The 23,441-nt window shown below is 46.6% G+C and carries 25 protein-coding genes; 15 read left to right on the top strand and 10 right to left on the bottom strand.

Annotation, left to right across the window (positions count from 1 at the left end; genetic code table 11):
* Window positions 1-141: 141 nt before the first annotated feature.
* Window positions 142-1,041, bottom strand: coding sequence for a patatin-like phospholipase family protein (locus LRP49_RS16235; protein ID WP_274143359.1), 900 nt, complete (start codon window positions 1,039-1,041; stop codon window positions 142-144).
* A gap of 216 nt (window positions 1,042-1,257) precedes the next feature.
* Between LRP49_RS16235 and LRP49_RS16240 the strand changes: the two genes are divergently transcribed.
* On the top strand, window positions 1,258-1,722 hold the full coding sequence (locus tag LRP49_RS16240; RefSeq protein WP_274143360.1) for a YbaK/EbsC family protein: 465 nt from the start codon (window positions 1,258-1,260) through the stop codon (window positions 1,720-1,722).
* Between the two features lie 31 nt (window positions 1,723-1,753).
* On the opposite strand, the gene LRP49_RS16245 is transcribed toward LRP49_RS16240, so the two are convergent.
* The 3 genes from LRP49_RS16245 to LRP49_RS16255 all read right to left on the bottom strand — a co-directional run bounded on the left by LRP49_RS16245 (window position 1,754) and on the right by LRP49_RS16255 (window position 4,140).
* Window positions 1,754-2,230, bottom strand: a complete 477-nt coding sequence (locus tag LRP49_RS16245) for a DM13 domain-containing protein (protein WP_274143420.1) — start codon at window positions 2,228-2,230, stop codon at window positions 1,754-1,756.
* Between the two features lie 159 nt (window positions 2,231-2,389).
* Entirely contained in the window at window positions 2,390-3,430 is a 1,041-nt protein-coding gene (locus LRP49_RS16250; protein ID WP_274143361.1) for an NADP-dependent oxidoreductase, read from the bottom strand.
* A gap of 113 nt (window positions 3,431-3,543) precedes the next feature.
* Window positions 3,544-4,140, bottom strand: coding sequence for a TetR/AcrR family transcriptional regulator (locus LRP49_RS16255; protein WP_274143362.1), 597 nt, complete (start codon window positions 4,138-4,140; stop codon window positions 3,544-3,546).
* 159 nt (window positions 4,141-4,299) lie between these two features.
* Between LRP49_RS16255 and LRP49_RS16260 the strand changes: the two genes are divergently transcribed.
* The gene (locus tag LRP49_RS16260) at window positions 4,300-4,935 is read left to right on the top strand and encodes a LysE family translocator (protein ID WP_274143363.1); all 636 of its coding nucleotides are present in this window, start codon (window positions 4,300-4,302) and stop codon (window positions 4,933-4,935) included.
* A gap of 66 nt (window positions 4,936-5,001) precedes the next feature.
* On the top strand, window positions 5,002-5,511 hold the full coding sequence (gene def / locus LRP49_RS16265) for a peptide deformylase (protein ID WP_274143364.1): 510 nt from the start codon (window positions 5,002-5,004) through the stop codon (window positions 5,509-5,511).
* A gap of 61 nt (window positions 5,512-5,572) precedes the next feature.
* Here def and LRP49_RS16270 read toward each other — a convergent pair whose 3' ends face one another.
* Window positions 5,573-6,661 (bottom strand): choloylglycine hydrolase family protein, encoded by a 1,089-nt coding sequence (locus LRP49_RS16270; RefSeq protein WP_274143365.1) that lies wholly within the window; start codon window positions 6,659-6,661, stop codon window positions 5,573-5,575.
* A 295-nt stretch (window positions 6,662-6,956) separates the two neighbouring features.
* On the opposite strand from LRP49_RS16270, the gene LRP49_RS16275 reads away from it, so the two are divergent.
* Window positions 6,957-7,418, top strand: a complete 462-nt coding sequence (locus LRP49_RS16275) for a methyltransferase family protein (protein ID WP_274143366.1) — start codon at window positions 6,957-6,959, stop codon at window positions 7,416-7,418.
* 90 nt (window positions 7,419-7,508) lie between these two features.
* Here LRP49_RS16275 and LRP49_RS16280 read toward each other — a convergent pair whose 3' ends face one another.
* Entirely contained in the window at window positions 7,509-8,249 is a 741-nt protein-coding gene (locus LRP49_RS16280) for a sporulation protein (RefSeq protein ID WP_274143367.1), read from the bottom strand.
* Between the two features lie 109 nt (window positions 8,250-8,358).
* A complete protein-coding gene (gene miaE / locus LRP49_RS16285) occupies window positions 8,359-9,138 on the bottom strand; it encodes a tRNA isopentenyl-2-thiomethyl-A-37 hydroxylase MiaE (protein WP_274143368.1) in 780 nt (259 codons plus the stop codon).
* Between the two features lie 135 nt (window positions 9,139-9,273).
* Between miaE and LRP49_RS16290 the strand changes: the two genes are divergently transcribed.
* Together LRP49_RS16290 and LRP49_RS16295 are read left to right on the top strand one after the other, a co-directional pair.
* Complete coding sequence (locus LRP49_RS16290) at window positions 9,274-9,600, top strand: hypothetical protein (RefSeq protein ID WP_274143369.1); 327 nt, start codon at window positions 9,274-9,276, stop codon at window positions 9,598-9,600.
* Between the two features lie 12 nt (window positions 9,601-9,612).
* Window positions 9,613-10,320 (top strand): helix-turn-helix transcriptional regulator, encoded by a 708-nt coding sequence (locus tag LRP49_RS16295; RefSeq protein ID WP_274143370.1) that lies wholly within the window; start codon window positions 9,613-9,615, stop codon window positions 10,318-10,320.
* 90 nt (window positions 10,321-10,410) lie between these two features.
* On the opposite strand, the gene LRP49_RS16300 is transcribed toward LRP49_RS16295, so the two are convergent.
* Together LRP49_RS16300 and rne are read right to left on the bottom strand one after the other, a co-directional pair.
* Window positions 10,411-11,967: a SulP family inorganic anion transporter gene (locus LRP49_RS16300; protein WP_274143371.1), complete on the bottom strand. Its 1,557-nt coding sequence runs from the start codon at window positions 11,965-11,967 to the stop codon at window positions 10,411-10,413.
* A 470-nt stretch (window positions 11,968-12,437) separates the two neighbouring features.
* Window positions 12,438-15,479, bottom strand: a complete 3,042-nt coding sequence (rne, locus tag LRP49_RS16305) for a ribonuclease E (RefSeq protein ID WP_274143421.1) — start codon at window positions 15,477-15,479, stop codon at window positions 12,438-12,440.
* A 519-nt stretch (window positions 15,480-15,998) separates the two neighbouring features.
* Between rne and rluC the strand changes: the two genes are divergently transcribed.
* Both rluC and LRP49_RS16315 read left to right on the top strand, forming a co-directional pair.
* Window positions 15,999-16,955, top strand: a complete 957-nt coding sequence (gene rluC, locus LRP49_RS16310; RefSeq protein WP_274143372.1) for a 23S rRNA pseudouridine(955/2504/2580) synthase RluC — start codon at window positions 15,999-16,001, stop codon at window positions 16,953-16,955.
* Window positions 16,945-17,592: an HAD family hydrolase gene (locus tag LRP49_RS16315; protein ID WP_274143373.1), complete on the top strand. Its 648-nt coding sequence runs from the start codon at window positions 16,945-16,947 to the stop codon at window positions 17,590-17,592. Before rluC ends, LRP49_RS16315 begins: the two co-directional genes overlap by 11 nt.
* Window positions 17,593-17,671: 79 nt before the next feature.
* Here the strand turns inward: LRP49_RS16315 and LRP49_RS16320 are convergent, their stop codons facing one another.
* Window positions 17,672-18,256: a Maf family protein gene (locus LRP49_RS16320; RefSeq protein WP_274143374.1), complete on the bottom strand. Its 585-nt coding sequence runs from the start codon at window positions 18,254-18,256 to the stop codon at window positions 17,672-17,674.
* Window positions 18,257-18,502: 246 nt separating this feature from the next.
* Between LRP49_RS16320 and yceD the strand changes: the two genes are divergently transcribed.
* The 7 genes from yceD (at window position 18,503) to acpP (ending at window position 23,423) form a co-directional block, all read left to right on the top strand.
* Window positions 18,503-19,033, top strand: a complete 531-nt coding sequence (gene yceD / locus LRP49_RS16325) for a 23S rRNA accumulation protein YceD (protein WP_274143375.1) — start codon at window positions 18,503-18,505, stop codon at window positions 19,031-19,033.
* 5 nt (window positions 19,034-19,038) lie between these two features.
* Window positions 19,039-19,209 (top strand): 50S ribosomal protein L32, encoded by a 171-nt coding sequence (rpmF, locus tag LRP49_RS16330; protein WP_002541721.1) that lies wholly within the window; start codon window positions 19,039-19,041, stop codon window positions 19,207-19,209.
* A 9-nt stretch (window positions 19,210-19,218) separates the two neighbouring features.
* Window positions 19,219-20,244, top strand: coding sequence for a phosphate acyltransferase PlsX (plsX, locus tag LRP49_RS16335; protein WP_274143376.1), 1,026 nt, complete (start codon window positions 19,219-19,221; stop codon window positions 20,242-20,244).
* A gap of 5 nt (window positions 20,245-20,249) precedes the next feature.
* The gene (locus tag LRP49_RS16340; RefSeq protein ID WP_274143377.1) at window positions 20,250-21,215 is read left to right on the top strand and encodes a beta-ketoacyl-ACP synthase III; all 966 of its coding nucleotides are present in this window, start codon (window positions 20,250-20,252) and stop codon (window positions 21,213-21,215) included.
* Window positions 21,216-21,314: 99 nt separating this feature from the next.
* Window positions 21,315-22,238, top strand: a complete 924-nt coding sequence (gene fabD, locus LRP49_RS16345) for an ACP S-malonyltransferase (protein WP_274143378.1) — start codon at window positions 21,315-21,317, stop codon at window positions 22,236-22,238.
* A gap of 56 nt (window positions 22,239-22,294) precedes the next feature.
* Window positions 22,295-23,029 (top strand): 3-oxoacyl-ACP reductase FabG, encoded by a 735-nt coding sequence (fabG, locus tag LRP49_RS16350; protein WP_274143379.1) that lies wholly within the window; start codon window positions 22,295-22,297, stop codon window positions 23,027-23,029.
* Window positions 23,030-23,186: 157 nt separating this feature from the next.
* Window positions 23,187-23,423 (top strand): acyl carrier protein, encoded by a 237-nt coding sequence (gene acpP, locus LRP49_RS16355; RefSeq protein WP_007467184.1) that lies wholly within the window; start codon window positions 23,187-23,189, stop codon window positions 23,421-23,423.
* The last annotated feature ends 18 nt before the right edge of the window (window positions 23,424-23,441 follow it).

The following is a 23,441-nucleotide window of genomic DNA, read 5'->3' on the forward strand; positions in this document are numbered from 1 at the left end:
CTGAGGGGCATAAGGAGCAGTAGCCATAGTGGTAGAGATGTGAATTTCATAACTAACTCTTTGTGTTGATGAATTTTTAAACTAATGGATCGAGTTTCGTGATGCAACCACTTATTTACAAATAATCAATAAATTAAAAATCTACGCGTTAGCCACTTTTTGCTGTTCGGCCGCTTGAAACTCAATAACTTGCGCTTTTAAGGTATCTCTAAATTGGCTAAAGAGATGTGAGCGGCCAGCCTCAACCCCCATTTTGTAGCCTTCATCTAGTTTGGCTTTTTTCATCGTAAAACGGCCAATGCCAAACTGTTCAGGAGGCGCAATAACATTAATGGTGCAGTCGGCTGGTGGATTTTTAATGAAGTCCAAAGAGCGGTTGTATCTGTCAGCGCGTTCACGCATTGCTTCAGCCACGGTAGGGTGTTTTTTCAATAAGTGATCCATGAGTCCAGGTAGCTTCATCTGCGACATTTCATAACTTTCAGGGTGTGAGAGAATAACGGTGATGTCTCTGGCCCAACGACGATATGCTTCAATGACTGGGATAGAATCTGCAACACCGCCATCGGTGTAGCAACCGCCCGAAAAACATGGAGTAGGACGATAGGCAATGGGCAATGCGGCCGTTGCTTCGATAACGTGGGGCAGGTTGTTCTTATTTACCCAATAGTAATCAGCATTGCCTGAGTCGACATTGGTCACCGCAGCTAAAAGTGGGATAGAGCGAAACATAGCGTCGGTATCAAGCGGGTAACGGCGTAGTGACTCATTGAATAACCATTGAACATCGATAAGGTTACCACCACGAACAAAGCGAGAAGGGTTAAAGAAATCAGAGTGAGTCGCCAGTTCGGTGATAACGTGATAGCTTCGCTTAGGCTGACCCGCTAAGTAACCCAATAAGTTTGATGCGCCAGCTGAGACGCCTACCGCGAAATCAAACGGCTTGTAATCTACCTCTAAAAAGGCATCAAGTACGCCACTGGCAAAAATGCCTCTCATTGCGCCGCCTTCTACCACCAATGCTCGTTTACCCGCCATGCACACTATCTCTACCTTATCTGAATTTGAGGTAAGGATACGAATCACGAGGTGGGAAGAGAAATTGCTAGTGTCTATCTTATCAATAGCTTTTTCTTATTAAATGGTCAGAACTAGAGCGATTAACGTGTGGGATTTATAACCGTTTCATCGTAAGGTGAATGTTTATCTGAAAAAATGCTCGAACGTTTTAAATGACAGAAACAGAGGATAGTTATGTCACTGGAAGCTGTAACGGATTACTTCTCGTCGCTAGGCATGGAAAATCGCATATTGGTGATGGATAAATCAACCGCAACGGTTGATGAGGCGGCCAAAGTGCACAAGGTTGACCCTGACCAAATCGCCAAAACACTTTCTTTTAAAGTTGATGAAACGCCGATCCTGATCGTGGTGTCGGGAGCGTCCAAGATAGACAACAAGAAGTATAAACAGCACTTTCAGAAGAAAGCGAAAATGCTGTCGCCTGATGAAGTGCTTGATGTGACGGGTCACGCAGTGGGCGGTGTTTGCCCGTTTGGTCTGCCGAATCCTGTGGAAGTGTTTTTAGATATTTCTCTGAAAAAACACGATGAAGTCATCCCAGCTGCGGGGGGGCAGAATTCAGCGATAAGACTGACCTTGCCTGAGCTAGAAATACATTCTCAGGCGATGGCGTGGGTCGATGTGTGTAAAGAGTAGTGGTTAGCACATTAAGATACGGCATTGATAACTACTGATATCGTGCCGCAGTAATAAACTCCCCAAAAGACTCACACCAAACAATAACCGTATTGTATTGAGAAGGGTCGATACCTGCAGGAACGCTTACCAAAAAATTATCAAAGGTTTTCACGTCGCCTACCTGTTGCATTTGAGGCTTAATACGCTCGAAATCGTTTTCAGTTTCCACGAACTCGGGAGACAGATAGAGCTTGTAATCGGGCCCTGGAGCCAGTTCACCCATCAATGAGATTGTCTTTGGTCCGATGGAAACTGTCCCTTCGCCCCAGTGAAAAGTATCGCTGTCTTTCAGATCTTTGCGGAACTCACCAGTATAGATTGCATTACTCGCTGTGGATTCGATAACCTCGGCGGGTGGCCCTTCTGGTGCAATCAAAATGGGAAGGGCGTATATACCTGCCGCAAAACCAATGATCAGTGCGAATCCGTGAGTAAAAATTGAAATTATCAACTGACGAGGGGTCATTGAGGTCGTTGGGGTCATGAAGTTAAGTCCTTTTTAGCTTCAATACTCGTAGTAATAACTATAAACCTATCACTCCTATGCGTCGTTCAAGATACAAAAAAGCCCGTTTTAGTTCGTAAAAACGGGCTTTTGGTCAACAATCTCAAAAGTTAGAGCGGATTAGGCACTGATAGGTTTAGCCACTTTAACGACCAACTTACCGAAGTTTTTGCCTTCAAGCAGGCCAATAAATGCTTCAGGAGCACTAGCCAGTCCATCGACGATTTGCTCTTTGTATTGAATTTTTCCTTCCGTTAACCATGCAGACATGTCTTGTGCAAACTCGTCATAGCGATGTGCATAGTCATCAAAAATGATGAAGCCTTGCATCTTAATACGCTTGATAAGCAAGGTCGCCATCAGCAAGGACATGCGGTCTGGACCTGCTGGCAGCTCAGTCGCATTGTATTGAGAAATCAAACCACAGACAGGCACACGTGCACCTGTATTAAGGTTCGGCATAACAGCATCGAAGACTTTACCGCCCACGTTCTCGTAGTATACGTCGATGCCTTTGTCACAAGCAGCGGTTAACTGTTCTGCAAAGTCATCGGCTTTATGGTCAATGCAGATGTCAAAGCCCAGTGTTTCAACGGCATAGCGGCACTTTTCTTCGCCGCCAGCAATACCAACGACTTTGCAGCCTTTTAGTTTGGCGATTTGGCCAACGGTTGCTCCCACAGGGCCAGTTGCGGCTGCCACAACCACGGTGTCACCTTCTTTTGGTTGACCGATGTCTAGTAAACCCATGTAAGCGGTAAAACCAGGCATCCCCATAATGCCGAGAGCGAAGGATGGGTGAGTTGGGTTTTTACCCAGCTTCAACAGGCCTTCACCGTTTGAAACCGCGTATGACTGCCAGCCCGTGTATGCGAGAACCCATTCGCCTTTTTCGAAATCTGGGTGGGCTGAGTCTTCCACTTGGCAAACCGTGCCACCGACCATTACATCATTGACTTCAACAGGATCAGCGTAAGATTTTGCATCGCTCATACGGCCACGCATGTATGGATCCAAAGAGAGATAAATGGTTTTCAGCAGCACTTCACCATCATTTAGCGTGGGCACTGATTGAGACTCCAAACGGAAGTTATCGGTAACCGGTGCACCAACTGGGCGAGAAGCCAACACAATACGTTTGTTTTCAATAACAGCTGACATAATGAGTTTCCTTTTGGTTTATGTCTCAACTAGACCAGTCGTCTAGTGATTGGGTAAAAAAATCCGCCAATGAAATATGGCGGTTTTTGTCGGTATCGTCGTACCGACATTGATTAAAAGGGATGCTGACCTTTGAGCAATCTCTCGGTTGTTTCCAATGCTTGATTCATAGGTTCAGTGCTCTGGTTGAGCTTGCTCATCAAGCTTGCCCCAATCCACATGTGGTAGAGCTGATTGGCGGTGGAGTTGGCGTCTGAGACCTGAATCGAACCGTCTCGGATACCTTGTTTTACGCAATCTTCCAGCATTGCAATTACGTTGCTGGCACCGTTTAGCAGAGATTGCCTCATTGTTTCAGACAAATCAGAGACTTCAGCACTGAGTTTCACTACCAAGCAACGCTGGCTGCCACAAAGACCATCGTTGATTTCTATCCATTTGCGCCAATACGTCATGAGCTTGTCGAAGCCAGACAAAGAAGGATCGCTGAATAAGCCGTCGAGTCGCGCGGCATAATGGGAGAAATAGTCTTCGATCAGTGCTTCTCCAAACTGCTCTTTGGATTTGAAGTAGTGATAAAAGGAGCCTTTGGGGACACCGGCGTGACTAAGCAGTTGCGAAAGGCCAACGTTAGAGAAGCCTTTTTCAACGATCAATTGGTAACCGACGTCCAGAATGTGCTGGCGTGTGGAGTGAGTTTCAGTGTTCATGCGGACACCATAAATGAAATTAGACCAGTCGTCTAGTGGTTTGCTAAAAGAACCGCGGATTGGTTTGTAGCAGTTGAATCGAAAGGGAGAGCAGGATTGGTTATACTCCTGTACCAAGCAATTTCTTAGTGATGTCGATGTGTTTAAAGGAGTAGGCAATTGTTTGGTATCGAAAACCTATGGCTGTTTGTTTTATCAGGAATATTGCTCAACTTGGTTCCGGGCCCAGATTCGCTCTTGATTGCGGGGCGTGCTGCTACTCAAGGGTTTAAAGCAGGCTCTGCTGCTGCGCTGGGCATTGGCTCTGGAACGCTTATTCATATTACTGCTGCAGCATTGGGGTTTTCTGCCGTGCTGGCAACGTCAGCGACAGCATTTACCGTTGTTAAAATCATCGGTGGTTTGTATTTGATGTATATGGCCTTTAGCATGATTTGCGCTAGCCAGAGCCCGGACACGTCTGACCGTAAACCTGTTAAACAGGTACCTCTGAGAAAAATCTATTATCAGGGGCTTATCACCAACGTATTCAATCCTAAAATTGCGGTTTTCTTCCTCGCGTTTGTTCCTCAATTCATTTCTCCCGAAAGCGATAATAAGGCACTTGCCTTCTTTGTCCTCGGATTGGTTTTCAATTTTAACGGCATGATTTGGTGCCATATTATTGCTTGGGCTTCGTCTTCAATCAGTAAGAAGGTAGTACTAAGCAAGCGATTTAAAATGTGGCTTTCGAGAGCGACGGCAGGGTTGTTTGGTGCCTTTGGCGTCCGTTTGCTGGTGTCGACACAAAGTTAGTGACCCTACTTTGACGAGCTTGGGTATATAATGGCCAAAATTTCCGATTGAAAGTATGAAGTAACCATGGCTGTTTTAGATATTCTTACCGCGTCAAACCCAAAACTTAAGCGTAATGCTGAAAAAGTTACGGACTTTGATGCCGTTCAACCTCTTATCGATGATCTTCTTGAGACCTTGTATACGACGAGCAATGGCGTAGGTCTTGCTGCTATGCAGGTTGGCCGCTTAGAAGCTGTGGTTGTTATTGATATCTCAGAAGAGCGTGACCAACCGCTTGTGTTGGTTAACCCTGTTGTTGAGCAGGGGCAAGAAAAAGTAATGGGACAGGAAGGCTGCTTGTCGGTGCCTGATTACTATGCTGATGTGGAACGTTTTTCTTCGGTTGTGATTTCAGCGCAAGACCGCAACGGAAATCCTATCACCATTGAGAGTGATGACTTTCTGGCGATTGTTATGCAGCACGAAATCGATCACCTGAATGGCACCTTGTTTATCGACCACCTGTCATCACTAAAGCGTCAAATGGCGATGAAAAAGGTGAAGAAGTACGAAAAAGAATTTGCTGCTCAATAAGAGTGCTTATCAAACAGTCAAAAAAGGCCGCTAAGCGGCCTTTTTTATTTGTGCATGAATGTTAGATGTTCACTTCTTTAACAGAGAAACTGCCGTTATCCAGTGGGCGAGTTAACTCTTCTTTGTTGTTGAAGTTAATCTTGTTCAAGTCCACTTTCTTGATTTGACTGTCGTTCATCGTTTTGTAGTAGAACACCCCGTTGGCTTGGTCAATCACCGAGGTCCATTGTGTTGCGCTTGGTAGATCAGGCATATGCTCACGGTACTGCTCGCTAAACTCGGTACCAATCGGAATATCGAAGTTATTCATGATATGAAACGCTTGAGACACCGCTTCTTGTGAGGTTTTAGATTCTGGAGCCGTATTTACAAAAAAGGCCGCGCGCACGAATCTAGAAGGCGGGGTAATGTCACCCGGCAAGCCAAGGAAACCTGACCCGATACCAAACGACTTGGCTTCAACGCCACCAAACTTTTGTGGGGTGCTCGAACCTGGATGCAAGTTGATGTAATTATTCAAGTTGGTTACTTGCCAAGGGAAGGTTGGCGAATTCGTTAGCACACCCACTTCATTGTCGTAAATGTGTACCTTCCCGTTATCCATGATTTCGATAACGATGTTGTTGCCCGCTTTATCTGTTACACGCCAGTGACCAGTTGGTGACGGTTGCCCCTTAGCGTCGATATAGACAGGCACGATATCGATAGACGTCATCGCCGTTTTCACTTCATCAACGGTTTTGAATTGGGATAGCATCCAACGCACAAAATCCATGTCTGTGATGCTGTTAGCGCGGTCTTTGGGGTTATACGCTTTGAGTGAACCGTAGCCTTTGAAATAGAAAAGACCGGCTGTTAACCCTTCTTCATTAACGCCTTCGCCGATGAAGGTATCGACACTGACTGAAATTCCGACAAACCCGTATTTACTTTTCCATGTCAGCCCTTTCTGCTGATCAGGCATGGTGGATGTAAAGGTATGATCACGAGGAGAAACAACCAACTTGCTATTAAGGTCATTTTCTCCCCACTCAATGGTGCGCGCGTGTACATGCTGGTCAGAAACTGTAGAAAGAGAAATACCGGTACAAGCAGAAGCGGGCGTCATGACATTGGCTGCGAGTAGCAGGGCGAGTAGCGTCTTTTTCATCTTATTATGTCCATTAAAGAGCAAGGCATTGCTGATAATTTTACGCGCTTTGTGGCGACAAACAATGGAGGTAAACATAGTTTGTAGGCTGTTGTTCTTTCATCGATATGGTCAATCACCACCGTGATAACTCGCATCACCTTTTAGATCAATCTCTCGATTATTGAGCCCTTTGCCAAAGTACGGTTGTGTTGCTGTGTATATTGCTTGTCTAATCCATCATGGTTTAGCAATGCGTCAGATTTTTTACTCGACGCGATGACAAAGAAAATTCGAGTGACAAAAAGGAGAAAAAATGAAGTTTCTTGAGTTGAAAATTCCGCCCGTGGCATTGGTTTTCCTATTTATTGCGTTGATGTGGTGGCTGTCAGCAAATACTGGAAATTTGGGGATAGAGAATGCAACCAGATTGGCAGCACTTTCAATTCTGACACTCATGTCTGTGGCGATATGCTTAGCAGGTGTGTTGGCTTTTAAAGCTCAGAAAACAACGGTGAATCCTATCAAACCGGAAACGAGTTCGAGTTTAGTACAAAGTGGGATTTATCGCTTTACTCGCAACCCTATGTATTTGGGAATGGCTCTGTTTCTCATGGGCTGCGGTGTTTACTTTGACAATGCTTACGCCATTGCTTGTGTGTTGTTATTTGTTCTGTATATGACGAAGTTCCAAATTCAACCTGAAGAGTCTGCGTTAACAAAAATATTTGGTCAGGCATTTGTTGACTACATGCGTACGACGCGACGTTGGATTTGATGTTCTCGGTATCATTTCCTTTAGCGTTAGAGACAAAAAAGCCTGCTGTCGCAGGCTATTAAAGTGTTTTGTTTAACTAAGCACTAAGCACTAAGCACTAAGCACGGCACGAAGGGCTTGTTGAACCTCGCCGTCAGAAGCATCGCGTGAGACAGTGAATGAGCGATACATGTCGCCTCGACCAAATGAACGATCGATTTCTGCAAGACAATGAATCACGCCACCATCAAGAATGAATGAGAGTTCAATCTCTTTGCGGTTAAACATGGCACTGTTTCTAAATTCAAGTTCTTGATAGCAGCCAGAACGCGACATAAAACCATTACCTCGAAGTTGGCCTTTTTCGACATCGGCTTTCACCATGGTGAAACCCTCGCGCTCAATGGTATTAATGATGCGCTGAATGACGGGTAAAGGTCGAATTTCGATGTAGTCACGGTCTTTCGGGTCTAATGCAAAATCAATGTCGAGTGACGTTTCTAGCCATACGTGGCTTTGATTTAGTTTGGCATTGATGGCCGTGATAGGCGTTTCGTCGTGCAGTTTCAATTCAAACGGCACTTCTTGTGATTCGCCAGCTTGAATGACCAAAGGATCATTGGCTTGAATGCTTCCCAGCACAAAAGGCTGATAGCTGACACCAGAGTCAGATTCTACTTTCATTTCGGTACAAAGTTTTAGCGTAATGGCATCAACTTGCTGCTCCACATCACCACCCTTGATGTGAACCGTGCCCTTTAACGTTTCCCCTTGATAGAGAGACTCGTTGGCGACAATGGTATCTACGGTCGTTGCACCAATTCCGAGTGACGCTTTCAACTTTTTGAACATGTTGATTGTTCCTTGTTAAATCCACAAAACCTGTTTACACAAACTCTTTGCAAGGTGCAAGACACAGGGTTAAGAAAACCGAGGTGGATTTACCTCAGTGTTAAACCTGCTAAGCAGCGAACGAAGGAATACCGCTGTGGAAACGGAACATGTCGTCAGGCGATTGGATAAGCTCGGCTTCTTTTTGGCCAATGACTTTAACGCGCTCGCTGATGTCACTGCCCGCAATCGCTTCGGCGAGTTTCAAGTAATCTTGATAGTGCCTTGCTTCAGAGCGAAGCAGAGAAATATAGAATTTGCATAACTCTTCATCTAAATAAGGGGCGATTTTCGCGAAACGTTCGCATGAGCGAGCTTCGATGTATGCACCGATGATCAGCTTGTCAATGAGCGTAGCGGGTTCGTGAGTGCGTGCAATGGACATCAAACCACGCGCATAGCGTCCCGCATGAAGCGGAGAGTAGGGCATGTTTCTCGCGTCCATGATTTCGATAACCTGCTCAAAATGATGGAACTCTTCCTTAATCAGTCGAACCATTTTGTCGATCAAGTCCTGACTATGCGCAAACCCTTCTTTCGGTTTTAACTCGGCACTTAAACCATTTTTCTTCGCATGGAAAATACCTTCACGAGCACCGCGGTAAACGAAATCCTCGTATGGCTTCGCCCACTCAAGCAAAACGTTGCTGCTGGTGGCATCAATGGCGTATTTACGAATCAGCCAGAGTGCGGTTTGGCTGGCTTTCAGCTCACAATTAGCATGATCGCGCAGGAGAATGGTTTCATTTTCTGGTTTGATGGCTTCATCGATCCACGCTTGGGGCGTTTCGCAATGCAAAAATCCACGGACAGGTTGAAGTAAATTTTCTAGTTCTTGGCTTAACGACATTGATAGTTCTGATTATTTAGCGTGTTGAGGATTGCAATTATAACGTGGCACGTAACCAGGATAAACACTCCTGACAGGTTCTGTCAGTAGGTGTCAGTAACCTTCTCTCAACCCCACACGAAAGGAGAGAACATCATGGAAAACATCGTTGAAACCGTAAGATTTAAACTCAAAGAAGATGCCAATGAGGCGCAATTTTTGGCTGATTCAGAAGCAACGGTATCTTTTGTTACGCAAAGTGCAGGCTTTCTTTATCGTTCGCTAAGCGTTGATGAAAGTTCGCAAACGTGGACGGATATTACCTATTGGGATTCGATGGAAAATGCGAAAGCAGCTTATGATGATTTTATGAATCATGAATCTGCGAGGAACATGATCTCACATATAGAGGAAGAATCAGTTGTGATGTCCCATGAAACGCTCAAAATGAATGTTATGAGTGATTGCGCACAATCCGCTTAACGGGAAAGCATAATGAGTAAATCGGAGCGTTTGTTTGAGTTATTGACGTTGTTGCGCAGCAAGCGTTACGCCGTGACGGCTAAAAACTTAGCTGAAGAACTTAGTGTTAGCGAGCGCACGATTTACCGAGATATCCAGTCCCTGCAAATGTCAGGAGTTCCGATCGAGGGAGAAGCAGGGATTGGGTACTTGCTTGGAAAAGGGTCTCATTTACCGCCTCTGATGTTCACGGAAGAAGAAATGCTTGCGCTGGAGTTGGGGATGCAAATGGTAAGAGGCTGGGCTGACCGATGCCTATCTGCAGCTTCAGAATCTGCGTCACGAAAATTACATTCCGTGCTGCCGGATCATTTAAAAGCGCAGTTGGAAAGCTTCCCCTTGGCAGTACCGCCATTTTACGTTGAAAGTGATACAGCCACTTGCAGCGAGCTTTTGCGTCTTGCGACCGCGTCAAAACAAAAGCTTTGTATTGATTATAAAACGGGTGAGGGCGTCTGTTCATCTCGAACGATTCAGCCATTGGGGCAGGTGTATTGGGGCAAGGTTTGGACGCTGGTGGCGTGGTGTGAATTGCGAAACGATTACCGCAGTTTTCGTGTCGATCGCATTGAGCGTGTGATTGCGTTAGAGGCGTCTTTTGAGCTGCTGGAAAACAAAAACTTTCAACATTATCTGTCACTGACCTGCGAAGATGAGCCAGAAGCCAATGCGAACGGGTAGTTGCCCTGCGGGACGACGCCGATTACCTTGGTACTGCTTAATGCATAAAAAAGCGAGCCGTAAGCTCGCTTTTTCGTTCAGCAAAAAATATTAGCCTAGAATATCAGCTGCCACTTTATAGCTTGGGTCTTCAATGTGATTGATTTCAACCAAGCTACCTGCCTTTTTCAGCAGTGCTAAACAATCTTGAGACAAATGGCGAAGATGCAGAGTTTTACCTGCTTTGGAGTAACGATCTGCCAGTGTCTCAATGGCTTCGATAGCCGAGTGGTCTGTGACTCGAGACTTCCCAAAATCAACGATAACATCTTGAGGGTCATTCGGTGCGTCAAACAGTTCTAAGAAGTTAGCCACAGAACCAAAGAACAGTGGGCCATTAACTTCGTACACTTTAGAGCCTTGCTCGTTAATGTGGCTCGCAGCATAGATGTGTTTTGCATGTTCCCATGCAAACATCAGCGCAGACACGATAACACCGACAATAACGGCAATCGCCAAGTCGGTCATGACAGTGACGACGGTAACCAATACGATGACAAAGAAGTCACGTTTTGGCACTCGACGGGCCAGTTTAAACGTTGCCCATTCGAACGTACCGATGACCACCATGAACATTACACCAACCAGTGCTGCCAGCGGGATCATCTCAATCAGTGATGAGGTGAATAGAATGAAGCATAGAAGCGCAATTGCCGCGACAATACCGGACAAACGGCCACGACCGCCAGAGTTTACGTTAATCATAGATTGGCCGATCATGGCACAGCCACCCATTGCACCAAACACTGAACACGTTACGTTAGCGACACCTTGTCCGACACACTCTCGGTTACCACGACCACGCGTGCCAGTCATCTCATCAACAACCGTCAGTGTTAGTAGTGATTCAATCAAACCAACAGCGGCCAAAATCATCGAGTAAGGCAGAATGATGTATAGCGTTTCTAGATTGAGTGGTACAGAAGGCACAGAGAAGGTTGGCAGTGTACCTGCAAGGGTAGCGTTTTCGTTACCGCTCATTGAACGGAGAAAATCGACAACGTTGCGCGTGTCTAAATCCAAAAGCACGACAGCGGCAGTAACACCCACGATTGCAACCAAAGAGGAAGGTACAGCGGTAGTCAGTTTAGGTAAGAAGTGGATGATGGCCATGGTAATTGCCACTAAACCCAGCATCAGATACATCTGCTCACCTTGCAGCCAAACCAGTTCGCCGAGATCGTTTGGTACTTTGAACTGTCCCAATTGAGCAAGGAAAATGACGATCGCAAGGCCGTTAACAAAGCCAATCATTACAGGGTGGGGCACCATGCGAATAAATTTACCGAGCTTAAATACGCCCGCCAGAATTTGGATCAGGCCAGCAAGCATTACCGCGGCAAATAGGTATTGGATACCATGCTCAGCAACAAGACTCACCATGACAACTGCCATTGCACCGGTGGCACCTGAAATCATGCCTGGACGACCGCCTAAAATGGACGTTAGCAGCCCCATAATGAATGCAGCATAAAGGCCAACCATAGGGTCGACACCTGCAACGAAAGCGAAAGCAACAGCCTCTGGCACGAGTGCCAGCGCAACTGTTAGTCCCGACAATACGTCGTTTTTCACAGAGTGTTGTGGAAACTTGGGAAATTCAAACATCGTATTGGGTTACTTCTCAATTAGTAAGTTATTTGACTATTCAACATACCCAAGCTTTCTAATGTCTACCGGTATTAGGTGGCTTGGGTATATTACCAACATGCTTCAGCATCTAATCAAACTCGCGCCTTTCACTACGTACAGTATTGCGGGTTTTACTGGTAGCCCACCATTTTTTGTACACAACTTGAGTCTTTAGCGAAAACGTTGGGGCAAACTTTGTTTAGATGTTTAATCACTTTGGCATAAAGCCTGCGGATACTACCTAAAAGTGTGATTTTGTTCAATGTTAGTGATGGTTTTGTGAACGATTCTGATGTTATTTTCAATAAGTTACAAAGAAAACTTGTTATACGTCTAAAGATTGGTGTGGATGGTAACGACGAAAAACTCGCACCTTCACGGTATTTTGACGCAAAAAAAAGAGCCACGTCATGCGTGGCTCTTCCATCTCATCGTCTAATTATCAATTAAGAATAATTAGGCTTTGTTGCTGGTGCTGCAGCACGGTTTGTCGCCGTGTCGCTACCAGCTTGTTTAGTTTGTTCACGCTCATCGCGGAAAGCAGCAATGGTGACTTCAATCGCCGCAGCATTGCTTTCTGGAGCTGGTGCTTTTGCCATTGGAGCTGTTGCGCGACCGCCACGAATAATCGGTGTTTTCACAGATTTAACTGGTTCAACAGCTGCGATTTCGCTGGTGTCGATGGCTTCTTTCACGTCAGATTTCTCTTCCGCTACAGGTTCCGATGTATCAGTATTCACGGTAGAAACAGCTTCTACGGTTTCTTCAACAACGACAGTCTCTTCAACCGAAGTCGCGTTAACCGCAACTGGCAGCTCTTCACTCAGTGCATCAGCACCTTCTGATTTCGCTTTCTCTTCCAGTACCGTTGGCGCAGGACGGCGTACAATGACTTTGCCCATCGCCATTTCAGGGAATGCAACACCACCATGCTTCGGTGCATTTACCGTTACTACAGGTGCTTCTTCAACAACTGGAGCTTCTACAGCAACGTCTGCAACAACAGGTGCTTTAGCAGCAGCCTTAGAAGGCCACACTTTACCCATTGCCATTTCTGGTGATGCTACGCCTGATTTCAGAACAACCTTAGCGCGCTTCTCAACCACAGAAACTGCCGTTTCCATCATGTCGAGTTGGTCAAGAGCGTGTTCAGTTGATACTGACTCATTCTCTTCGCGATTACTGCGACGACGACGCTGGCCACTTGCACGAAGATGACGTGGTGAACGACGGTTACGACGCTTCTCATCACGCTGTTCGCCTTCAAACGCTGGTTTATCAGACGTATCAACGTGTGACGATTCAGCTTTTGCTTCAGAAGCCATTGCTTTACCCATTTCTTGCAGTGGGCTCGCTGCTACAGCAATCTCTTGCTCTTGTGCAGCATCAGCAACACGCACTTTCTTGCTTAGCTTGCGACGTTGACGGCGTTGTTTGACCTTCTCTGTCTTTTCCGCTTTTTCTTGCTTCGCAACTGCAACTGGTGCTTCTTCTTTTACAGGCTTCGCAGTTTTCGCTTGTTGGCGTTGGTCTGCTTTTTCAGCCTGTGGCTTGCGGTTTTGTTTCTTCGCTGCTGTCTTTTCCTGACGCTCTTCGTTGCGGTCAGTTGGCTCTACGCGCTCTTTACGACGTTGTTTCTTCTCGCCACGTTCCGCATTCTTACCGTTGCTGTTTTCATCACGCTGGTTATTGCGCGTGCCACGGCGGGTACGGTCTTGTGAACGCTTGTGGTCGCGACGGTTGCGAGATTCGCGCTTCGGTGCTTCTGGTTGTTGTTCTTCTTCTGAGCTTGTGAACAAGCCCGAGATGAACGACACCAAACGAGAGAACAAACCAGGCTTCGCTTCAGCAGCAGGTGCTGCTTTTGGTGCTGCAACTGGTGCTGGAGATGAAGGTGCTGCGAAACCCTGCAGTGCAGGTTCTTCACGCTTCTTCACCACACGTTCTGCTGGAGCGTCTTCTTTCTCGGCTTCGCGCATTGCATCCAGTTGTTCTGGCAGGCGATAAGACAGCGTTGTGTTCTCTTCACCACCACGGATACGAACCACTTCAAAGTGTGGCGTTTCCATGTTTGCGTTAGGTACGATGATAACGCGTACGTTGTGGTACTTCTCAACGTGCTGCACTGAACGACGTTTTTCGTTCAATAGGTACGACGCAACTGGAACTGGAACAATTGCCATGACCTGTGCGGTGTTCTCTTTCAGTGCTTCTTCTTCGATTAGACGAAGGATAGACAGTGATAGAGACTCGTTGTCACGGATTACACCTGTACCCGTACAACGCGGACAGATGTGATGGCTAGCTTCAGCCAAAGAAGGACTTAGACGCTGACGCGACATTTCCAGTAAGCCAAAGCGAGAGATACGACCGATTTGTACGCGAGCACGATCCATACGGACAGCTTCACGCAGACGGTTCTCTACTTCGCGTTGGTGACGGACTGGTGTCATATCGATGAAGTCGATAACAACCAGGCCACCCAAGTCACGCAGGCGCAATTGACGTGCGATTTCATCTGCGGCTTCCAAGTTAGTTTGGAGCGCAGTTTCTTCGATGTCAGAGCCTTTAGTCGCACGTGCGGAGTTGATGTCGATAGACGTCAGTGCTTCTGTTGGGTCGATAACAATCGAACCACCAGACGGCAGGCGAACTTCGCGTTGGAATGCAGATTCAATCTGGCTTTCGATTTGGTAGTGGCTGAAAAGTGGAACTTCGCCTTCATAGCGCTTCACGCGATTCAGGAAGTCAGGACGGGTCGCCTGAATACGTTCACGAGCCTGATTGAATACTTTCTCGCTGTCGATCAGTACTTCGCCAATATCACGACGCAAGTAATCACGGAATGCACGAGCGATAACATCACTTTCTTGGTAAATCAGGAAAGGTGCATCTTTAGATTCAGCAGCACCTTGAATACGTTCCCAGTTGTTTAGGAGGTAGTTCAAGTCCCACTCAAGTTCTTCCGCAGATTTGCCAACACCAGCAGTACGTACGATCAGACCCATGCCTTGAGGCAGTTTCAGACCAGACATAGCTTCTTTTAGTTGGCTGCGCTCTTCACCTTCGATACGGCGAGAAATACCGCCAGCACGAGGGTTATTTGGCATAAGCACCAAGTAACTACCAGCCAAAGAAATGAATGTAGTTAGGGCTGCACCCTTGTTACCACGTTCTTCTTTATCAACCTGAACAATAACTTCCTGACCTTCTTTCAACACCTCTTTGATGTTTGGACGGCCTTGGTAGCTGTAATTGTCAGGAAAGTATTCGCGGGCAATTTCTTTAAGAGGAAGGAAGCCGTGGCGCTCTGAGCCATAGTCTACGAAAGCAGCTTCAAGACTTGGTTCGATGCGGGTAATACGACCTTTATAGATGTTTGCTTTTTTCGATTCATGGCCTGGGCTTTCGATATCTAGATCGTACAAGCGCTGACCGTCAACCAATGCGACGCGCAACTCTTCTTTTTGAGTTGCGTTAATCAACATTCTTTTCATATCAAATTGTTCTCGATTATTTGTTGTTATTAGTTGTCGGTTACGAGAGAAAGAACGCAATGCTGCCAGGTCCCAAGTCTGACATTAATGCAGCCTCACGGCTGGGGAATCAGGGACGCTCTAGGGCACTACTTATCGACCCACTGAAACGGAAATCATAAAAATTACTCCGGTTTATACAGTCGGTGTTTCGCCACAAACGGCGACAGTCTCTTTGACACTGGTTATTTATCCCGTCGTGCCAACAAACTAACGGGTGCTTTATTCCTCATGTCTTACGCCGAGTGCTGCATGATTAAGACAACGTGAACTCTCTCGAATCAAATACTACTAGAAATAGTGCCGTGAACGTCAGTCGTCTTGGATAAAGCGGTAAAGATTTACTCTATATGTCGGCTTTTTAGCCGTAGTGCGTAAAAAAGGTGCAAACTTTTCTACGTTACGGCGCAACTATAGCAGGGACACTTTTTTGCAGCAAACTACTTTGATGCAATGTAGAATCTACGTCCTATGAATACAGAAAAAACCCAAGTGCAATTCATCGACATTTCGGATGACATTGCTGGCCAGCGGATCGATAACTTTCTCCGAAATAGGCTTAAAAACGTCCCTAAAAGTATGATTTATCGCGTTCTTCGTAAAGGAGAGGTGCGAGTTAATAAAAAACGCATAAAACCTGAATATAAGTTGCAACCGGGTGATGTGATTCGCGTTCCGCCTATCAAGATCCCAGAAACGACGCAGGCTGAGGCACCAAACACCAAGTTGAGCCGTGTTGCAGAGCTAGAAAAATGTGTGATTTATGAAGATGATCACATGCTGGTTCTTAATAAACCGTCTGGAACAGCCGTACACGGTGGTAGCGGGCTGCATTTTGGCGCGATTGAGGCAATGCGTGCGCTTCGTCCAGATGCGCGTTTTTTGGAACTTGTCCACCGTATCGACCGCGACACGTCAGGTATTTTGCTGATTGCGAAAAAGCGTTCGGCACTTCGTCACCTTCAGGCACAGTTCCGAGAGAAAACGGTGCAGAAGTATTACTTCGCTTTGGTGATGGGGAACTGGAAGCCTTCTATGAAGAAGGTGACTGCGCCGTTATTGAAAAATGAAGTCAACAGCATCGTGCGTGTAAACCCAAACGGCAAACCGTCTGAAACTCGCTTTAAGATCATGGAGCAGTTCCAGCAGGCGACCTTGGTTCAAGCCAGCCCAATTACGGGCCGCACACACCAGATTCGTGTGCATGCACAATACGTTGGTCACCCACTGGCGTGGGATGACCGTTATGGTGACCCACGTTTTGATGCGTATACCAAAAAATTCGGCTTGAACCGTTTGTTCCTGCATGCTGCAAACATAAAGTTCACGCACCCATCTACCGAAGAATTGATGGATATCTCCGCGCCGATGGAGAACAAACTAGAAAGAGCTCTCGAAGGATTGAGGAAAGCACCACGTGTTAACTAAGTACAAGCTGGTGATATTTGATTGGGATGGCACGGTAATGGATTCTGTGGGTCGCATCGTATCGAGCTTGGACGCAGCTGCCCGTTTAACGGGCGGTTTGCCAATTCTGTCGGCTGATGAACTCAAACAGATGATTGGGTTGAGTCTGGATAAGGGATATGAGTTTCTTTACCCCGAGGCGATGCTAGATAAGAGAGATGCGTGGAAAGCGCACTATGCGCAGCAGTTTCGCGTCGATAACCAGACACCTACTGCGCTTTATCCTGGTGTTCGCGAGACGTTAGTTCGCCTTAAAGACGATGATTTTCTATTAGCTGTCGCAACGGGGAAATCGCGAGTGGGCCTAGATCGCGCGATGAGCGAAACGAATATAGAGGATTTTTTCGTCGAAACGCGAACTGCCGATCAAACAGCGTCTAAACCGGATCCTCTGATGATCCACTCTTTGTTAGAGGCTCTTGATATCCGTCCGGAAGAAGCGGTGATGGTGGGGGATACCTCGCACGATATGATGCTTGCTAAAAATGCAGGTATAGATGCCATTGCAATAACATGGGGAGTACACGATGCCGATACGCTCCAAGCTTTTACGCCAGTTGCAGTTGTATCTGACATTGAGTCCCTTCTGTCTATATAGAAGAGCGTCGCGTATAGATAGAGAGAAAAGAAAAGCGCGTAGAGATACGCGCTTTTTTATTGCGTAGAGCTCGGTGTCACTACAGCACCGATACACCTTCTTCTTTAAGCATTTCACAAAGCCTAATTAATGGTAAGCCAACCAAGGTGTTAGGGTCGCGACCTTCGAGTTTTTTAAACAGTGCAATACCTAAGCTTTCACATTTAAAACTGCCAGCACAATCGAGAGGCAGCTCTCGTTCAACGTAAGATTGTATTTCGCTATCACTGAGATCGCGAAAATGCACATGGAAAGGTTCCAGATCGGTTTGCGAGTGTCCAGTTGCGCTATTTAAAAGCGTTAGGCCCGTATAGAAGGTGACGTGCTTCCCCGAAGCTGCTTTTAGCTGTGAAACTGCATTTTCAGTTGTGTGAGGCTTGCCGAGGATCTTTCCATCGATCACACATACCTGATCAGATCCGATGATAAGAGCGTCTGGAAAAGACGCAGCGCAGGCTTTTGCCTTTTCGATGGATAATCTTTGTACAAGATCTTCGGGTGATTCTCCGACGATCGCACTTTCGTCGATGTCAGGAGAACAGGTTTCGAAGGGTAAATTTAGTTTTTGTAGCAGAGATTGGCGATATTTAGAGCCGGATGCGAGCACGACTGTGTGAATATTCATCTAACGATGCACCTTTATCGGATTATTCGTATACGACAGTCAGTGTAATGTTTTACACTTGCGGAGGCGAGTGGGCATCCGGCTTGCTTGAGCATTTAGTGCCCATTCTATTTTCAATTGAGCTAAGTACCTGTTGTACAGAAACTAACCTTTTCGGCTTTTTGGGTTGTTTTTAACCACCTAGATAGAAGTAAAGGTATAAATTTCTTTGACTCAGGCTACTTTGGAGGCTAGAATTCGCGCCCTATGCAAAAGGTAAAGCTACCGCTAACGGTTGACCCGTTTAAATGCGCGCAAAAGCGACTGGACTACGATGGTATCTTCGCAGTAAAGCAGCTGGAGCGACTTACGGAATCAACTGAAGGTGTGATCAGTGACTGTGAAGTTAAGCTTTCATTTGACATTGACGCTCAAGGACTGAAGATTGTACGCGGTAACGCCAAGGTCGACGTCCAATTAGAGTGTCAGCGTTGTTGGGAAATTTTTCCGCACCACTGTGAAATCGAATTTATTTACAGCCCGGTTTTCAATGAAGATCAGGTTGGCAATTTACCGGATGCTTATGAGCCGGCATTAGTCGACGAAAATGGTGAGATTAACCTGCTTCACCTCATCGAAGATGAGTTGATTGTGGCTTTGCCACAGGTTGCCATGCACGAAGAAGAAGACTGTAAGGTTGATTCTGATGGTATGGTATTCGGGGAAATCCCGCTTGCTGATGAGCGTCCGAATCCATTTGCCGTTTTGAAAAATTTAAAGCAAAGTAACGAGGAGTAGGGTCAATGGCCGTACAACAGAACCGTAAAACCCGTTCTAAGCGTGGTATGCGTCGTTCACACGATGCACTGGGCACTTCAGCTCTGTCTGTAGATGCAACTTCTGGTGAAACCCACCTGCGTCACAATGTGACTGCTGACGGTTTCTACCGTGGCCGCAAGGTAATCAACAAGTAAGGTTGAGCCTTGACAGGTCTAACCATTGCACTTGATGCGATGGGCGGGGACTTCGGTCCCCAAGTAACAGTGCCTGCCTCCGTGCAGGCATTGTTGCATTTCCCCTCGCTAAAAGTGGTACTCGTCGGTGATCAATCCGAGATCACTCGCCAGCTCGTATCTCTGGGTCAGAATAATTCTTCCCGCATAACTGTCATGCATGCGGAATCTTCTATCGCCAATAACACACGTCCATCTCAGGCTCTTCGTGCTAGTAAAGGCACATCCATGCGTATTGCATTGGAACTCGTTGCCGACGGAAAAGCGGATGCTTGTGTCAGTGCCGGAAATACCGGTGCACTCATGGCGTTATCTCGTTCACTGTTAAAACTTTTGCCTGGAATTGATCGGCCTGCACTTGTGTCTGAGCTACCTACGGTTGGCGAACATAAGAGTTGGTTGCTTGATTTGGGAGCAAATGTGTCTGTTGACGCTGATACTTTGTTCCAGTTTGCAGTGATGGGAGCGGTGCTTGCAGAAGAGCAACTGGGGCGCAAGCCTTCTGTTGGTCTTTTGAACATTGGTGAGGAAGAGATTAAAGGAAACGATCTCGTCAAACGCTGCGCAGAAATGTTGAAACAGTGTTCAGCGGTCAATTACATCGGCTATGTAGAAGGCGATCAGCTTTACACAGGAAAAGCTGACGTAATTGTCTGCGACGGATTCGTCGGAAATGTAAGTTTAAAAACCAGCGAGGGCGTAGCGAGGCTGTTTTTAGACAGTCTAAAAATTCACGTTCTTGCCAACCCCCTAAAGAAAATAGTCGCTAAATGGTTATTCGGTAGCCTATTTGAGCATCTAAATAACCTGAACCCCGACCAGTACAATGGCGCAAGTCTGTTAGGATTGCGCGGCATTGTAGTAAAAAGCCACGGACGTGCTGATATCTCCGCTTTCCAACATGCTATCGGGGAAGCGATTCACGAAGTCGAACGGCAACTACCTAAAAAGATATGTGACCGTTTGGAAGCCGTATTACTCGAGAGGCAATATTAGTCTTCATGTTCAGTAAGATTCTTGGTACAGGCAGCTTTTTGCCTGCGCAAATCCGCTCAAATGCGGATCTCGAAAAAATGGTAGATACCAGTGATGAGTGGATCACTGCTCGTACTGGTATTAAAGAACGCCGAATCGCTGCTGAAAATGAATCAGTGGCGACGATGGGCTATCACGCTGCGTTAAATGCAATTGACGCGGCAGGCATTGATAAACAAGACATCGACTTGATTATTGTCGCTACCACGAGTGGTGAAAGTGCATTCCCAGCGGCAGCGTGTGACGTACAGAAGATGCTGGAAATCAGTGGATGTCCTGCATTTGATATCGCAGCTGCGTGTTCTGGTTTCGTTTATGCGTTGAGCGTTGCTGACCAATACGTTAAGTCTGGTATGGCGCGTAATGCGTTGGTCATTGGTGCAGATCGTCTATCACACACGTGTGATCCAGAAGATCGTGGAACCATCATCCTGTTTGGTGATGGTGCGGGTGCTGTTGTGCTCGGCGCGAGTGAAGAACAAGGCATTATTTCTACACATCTGCGTGCAGACGGTAAGTTTGGCGATCTGTTGAACCTTAAATACCCATCTCGTGGTAAAGCGCGTAGCCAAGTTGAAGAAGATGCTTGGTTAGAGATGGCGGGTAACGATGTCTTTAAAGTTGCGGTAACGCAACTGGCAAACATTGTGACTGAGACGCTCGATGCTAATGGTATGGATAAGTCAGAAATTGACTGGTTGGTACCTCATCAGGCGAACTTCCGCATTATTAAAGCGACAGCGAAGAAGCTAGCAATGTCGATGGACCAGGTTGTTATCACGCTGGACCGTCATGGCAATACCTCTGCGGCATCTGTACCGACCGCGCTTGATGAAGCCGTTCGTGACGGTCGTATTCAGCGTGGGCAGACCATTTTGCTTGAAGCATTTGGTGGTGGATTCGCGTGGGGTTCTGCGCTTATTAAATATTAAGATGATGCGCTTAACGTCTGACTTGAAATAAGTCATTGTCGGTTAAGCGCGTTGTCACACCGGATACAGAACAGTTTCGATTTTTGAAAGGATTAAACTATGTCTAACTTTGCTGTGGTATTTCCTGGCCAAGGTTCACAGACCGTTGGCATGCTGGCTGAATTGGCTGAGCAATTTGCAGTGGTAAAAGAGACGTTTGCAGAAGCGTCTGATGTATTGGGTTACGACCTGTGGGCGTTGGTTCAGAACGGTCCAGACACAGACCTGAATCAAACACATCGCACTCAGCCTGCATTGTTGACATCTTCTGTTGCAATCTGGCGTGTATGGCAACAAGAGGGCGGTGCAATGCCTTCTGTTATGGCTGGTCACAGCTTGGGTGAATATTCAGCACTGGTGTGTGCCGGTGTTATTGATTTTAAAGAAGCCGTTAAGCTGGTTGAGCTGCGTGGCCAACTGATGCAAGAAGCCGTACCTGCTGGCGTAGGTGCGATGTCTGCAATTATCGGTTTGGATAACGATGCAATCGCGAAAGCGTGTGAAGACGCGGCGCAAGGCCAAGTGGTTTCGCCTGTAAACTTCAACTCTCCGGGTCAAGTAGTTATTGCTGGCAACAAAGAAGCGGTTGAACGTGCAAACGTCCTGTGTAAAGAGGCCGGTGCCAAGCGTGCGCTGCCGTTGCCAGTATCAGTACCTTCTCACTGTGCATTGATGAAGCCTGCTGCCGAGAAATTGGCTATCGCTCTGAATGACATGGAGTTTTCAACGCCATCAATCCCTGTTATTAACAACGCAGACGTTGTTGCAGCGACTGATCCGGCAGAAATTAAAGATGCACTTGTTCGTCAACTTTATGGCCCAGTTCGTTGGACTGAAGGCTGTGAAAAAATGGCAAACGAAGGTGTCGAGCTGTTGCTAGAAATGGGTCCGGGTAAAGTATTGACCGGCCTGGCAAAACGTATTGATAAACGTTTGAGCGCAGCAGCAGTAAACGATCCAGCTTCGTTGGAAGCAGCTAAGTAAATTCTGGGATATGCGGTCGTTACGCTAGCGGCCGCCTAATTAAGGAACGAAAACTCATGAACCTGAACGGTAAAATTGCTCTTGTTACGGGTGCGAGCCGCGGTATTGGTCGCGCGATTGCAGAAATTCTCGTAGAGCGCGGTGCTACTGTCGTTGGTACTGCTACTTCTGAGAGCGGTGCCGCAGCAATCAGTGATTATCTGGGCGAAAATGGCAAAGGTTACGCACTGAATGTCACGTCTGCTGAATCTATCGAAACCGTGTTGAAAGCGGTAAAAGAAGAATTTGGCGACATTGATATTTTGGTTAACAATGCGGGTATTACTCGAGATAACCTACTGATGCGTATGAAAGATGAAGAGTGGATGGATATCATGGATACCAATCTGACTTCTATCTTCCGTATGTCGAAAGCTGTACTTCGCGCAATGATGAAAAAGCGTAATGGTCGCATCATCAACGTAGGTTCAGTAGTTGGTACTATGGGTAATGCAGGTCAAGCTAACTACTCTGCTGCAAAAGCTGGAGTTGTGGGCTTCACCAAATCTATGGCACGTGAGGTTGCATCTCGTGGCATTACCGTAAATACTGTTGCCCCAGGTTTCATTGAAACTGACATGACTAAAGCGCTGAATGATGATCAGCGCGCGGCGACATTAGCTCAGGTACCTGCTGGACGTTTGGGTGCTCCGCGTGAAATTGCAGCAACAGTGGCTTTCTTAGCTTCTGACGATGCGGCATATATTACAGGTGAGACACTGCACGTTAACGGCGGCATGTACATGATTTAAACAATCAAGTTGCAACTCAAAATGACACAGGTCAAAATCCGGCGGTTTATCGAGCAAATCGTGGTTTGACCAGCATTATGGGTGTTGCAACTTCCTCGTTATTGAATAAACTACTGCACATATCGCATCTGCGAATCTTGTAAGGAATAGTATTAATATGAGCAACATCGAAGAACGCGTAAAAAAAATCATCGTTGAGCAACTGGGCGTAGACGAAGCTGAAGTTAAAAACGAAGCATCTTTCGTTGACGATCTGGGTGCAGACTCACTGGACACTGTAGAGCTTGTTATGGCTCTGGAAGAAGAATTCGATACTGAGATTCCAGACGAAGAAGCAGAGAAGATTACTACTGTTCAAGCTGCTATCGACTACGTTGTTGGCGCGTCTGAGTAATCAGAAAAAGATCCTCCC

Origin of the sequence: Enterovibrio qingdaonensis (genome assembly GCF_028683135.1) — a bacterium.
GTDB lineage: Bacteria > Pseudomonadota > Gammaproteobacteria > Enterobacterales > Vibrionaceae > Enterovibrio > Enterovibrio qingdaonensis.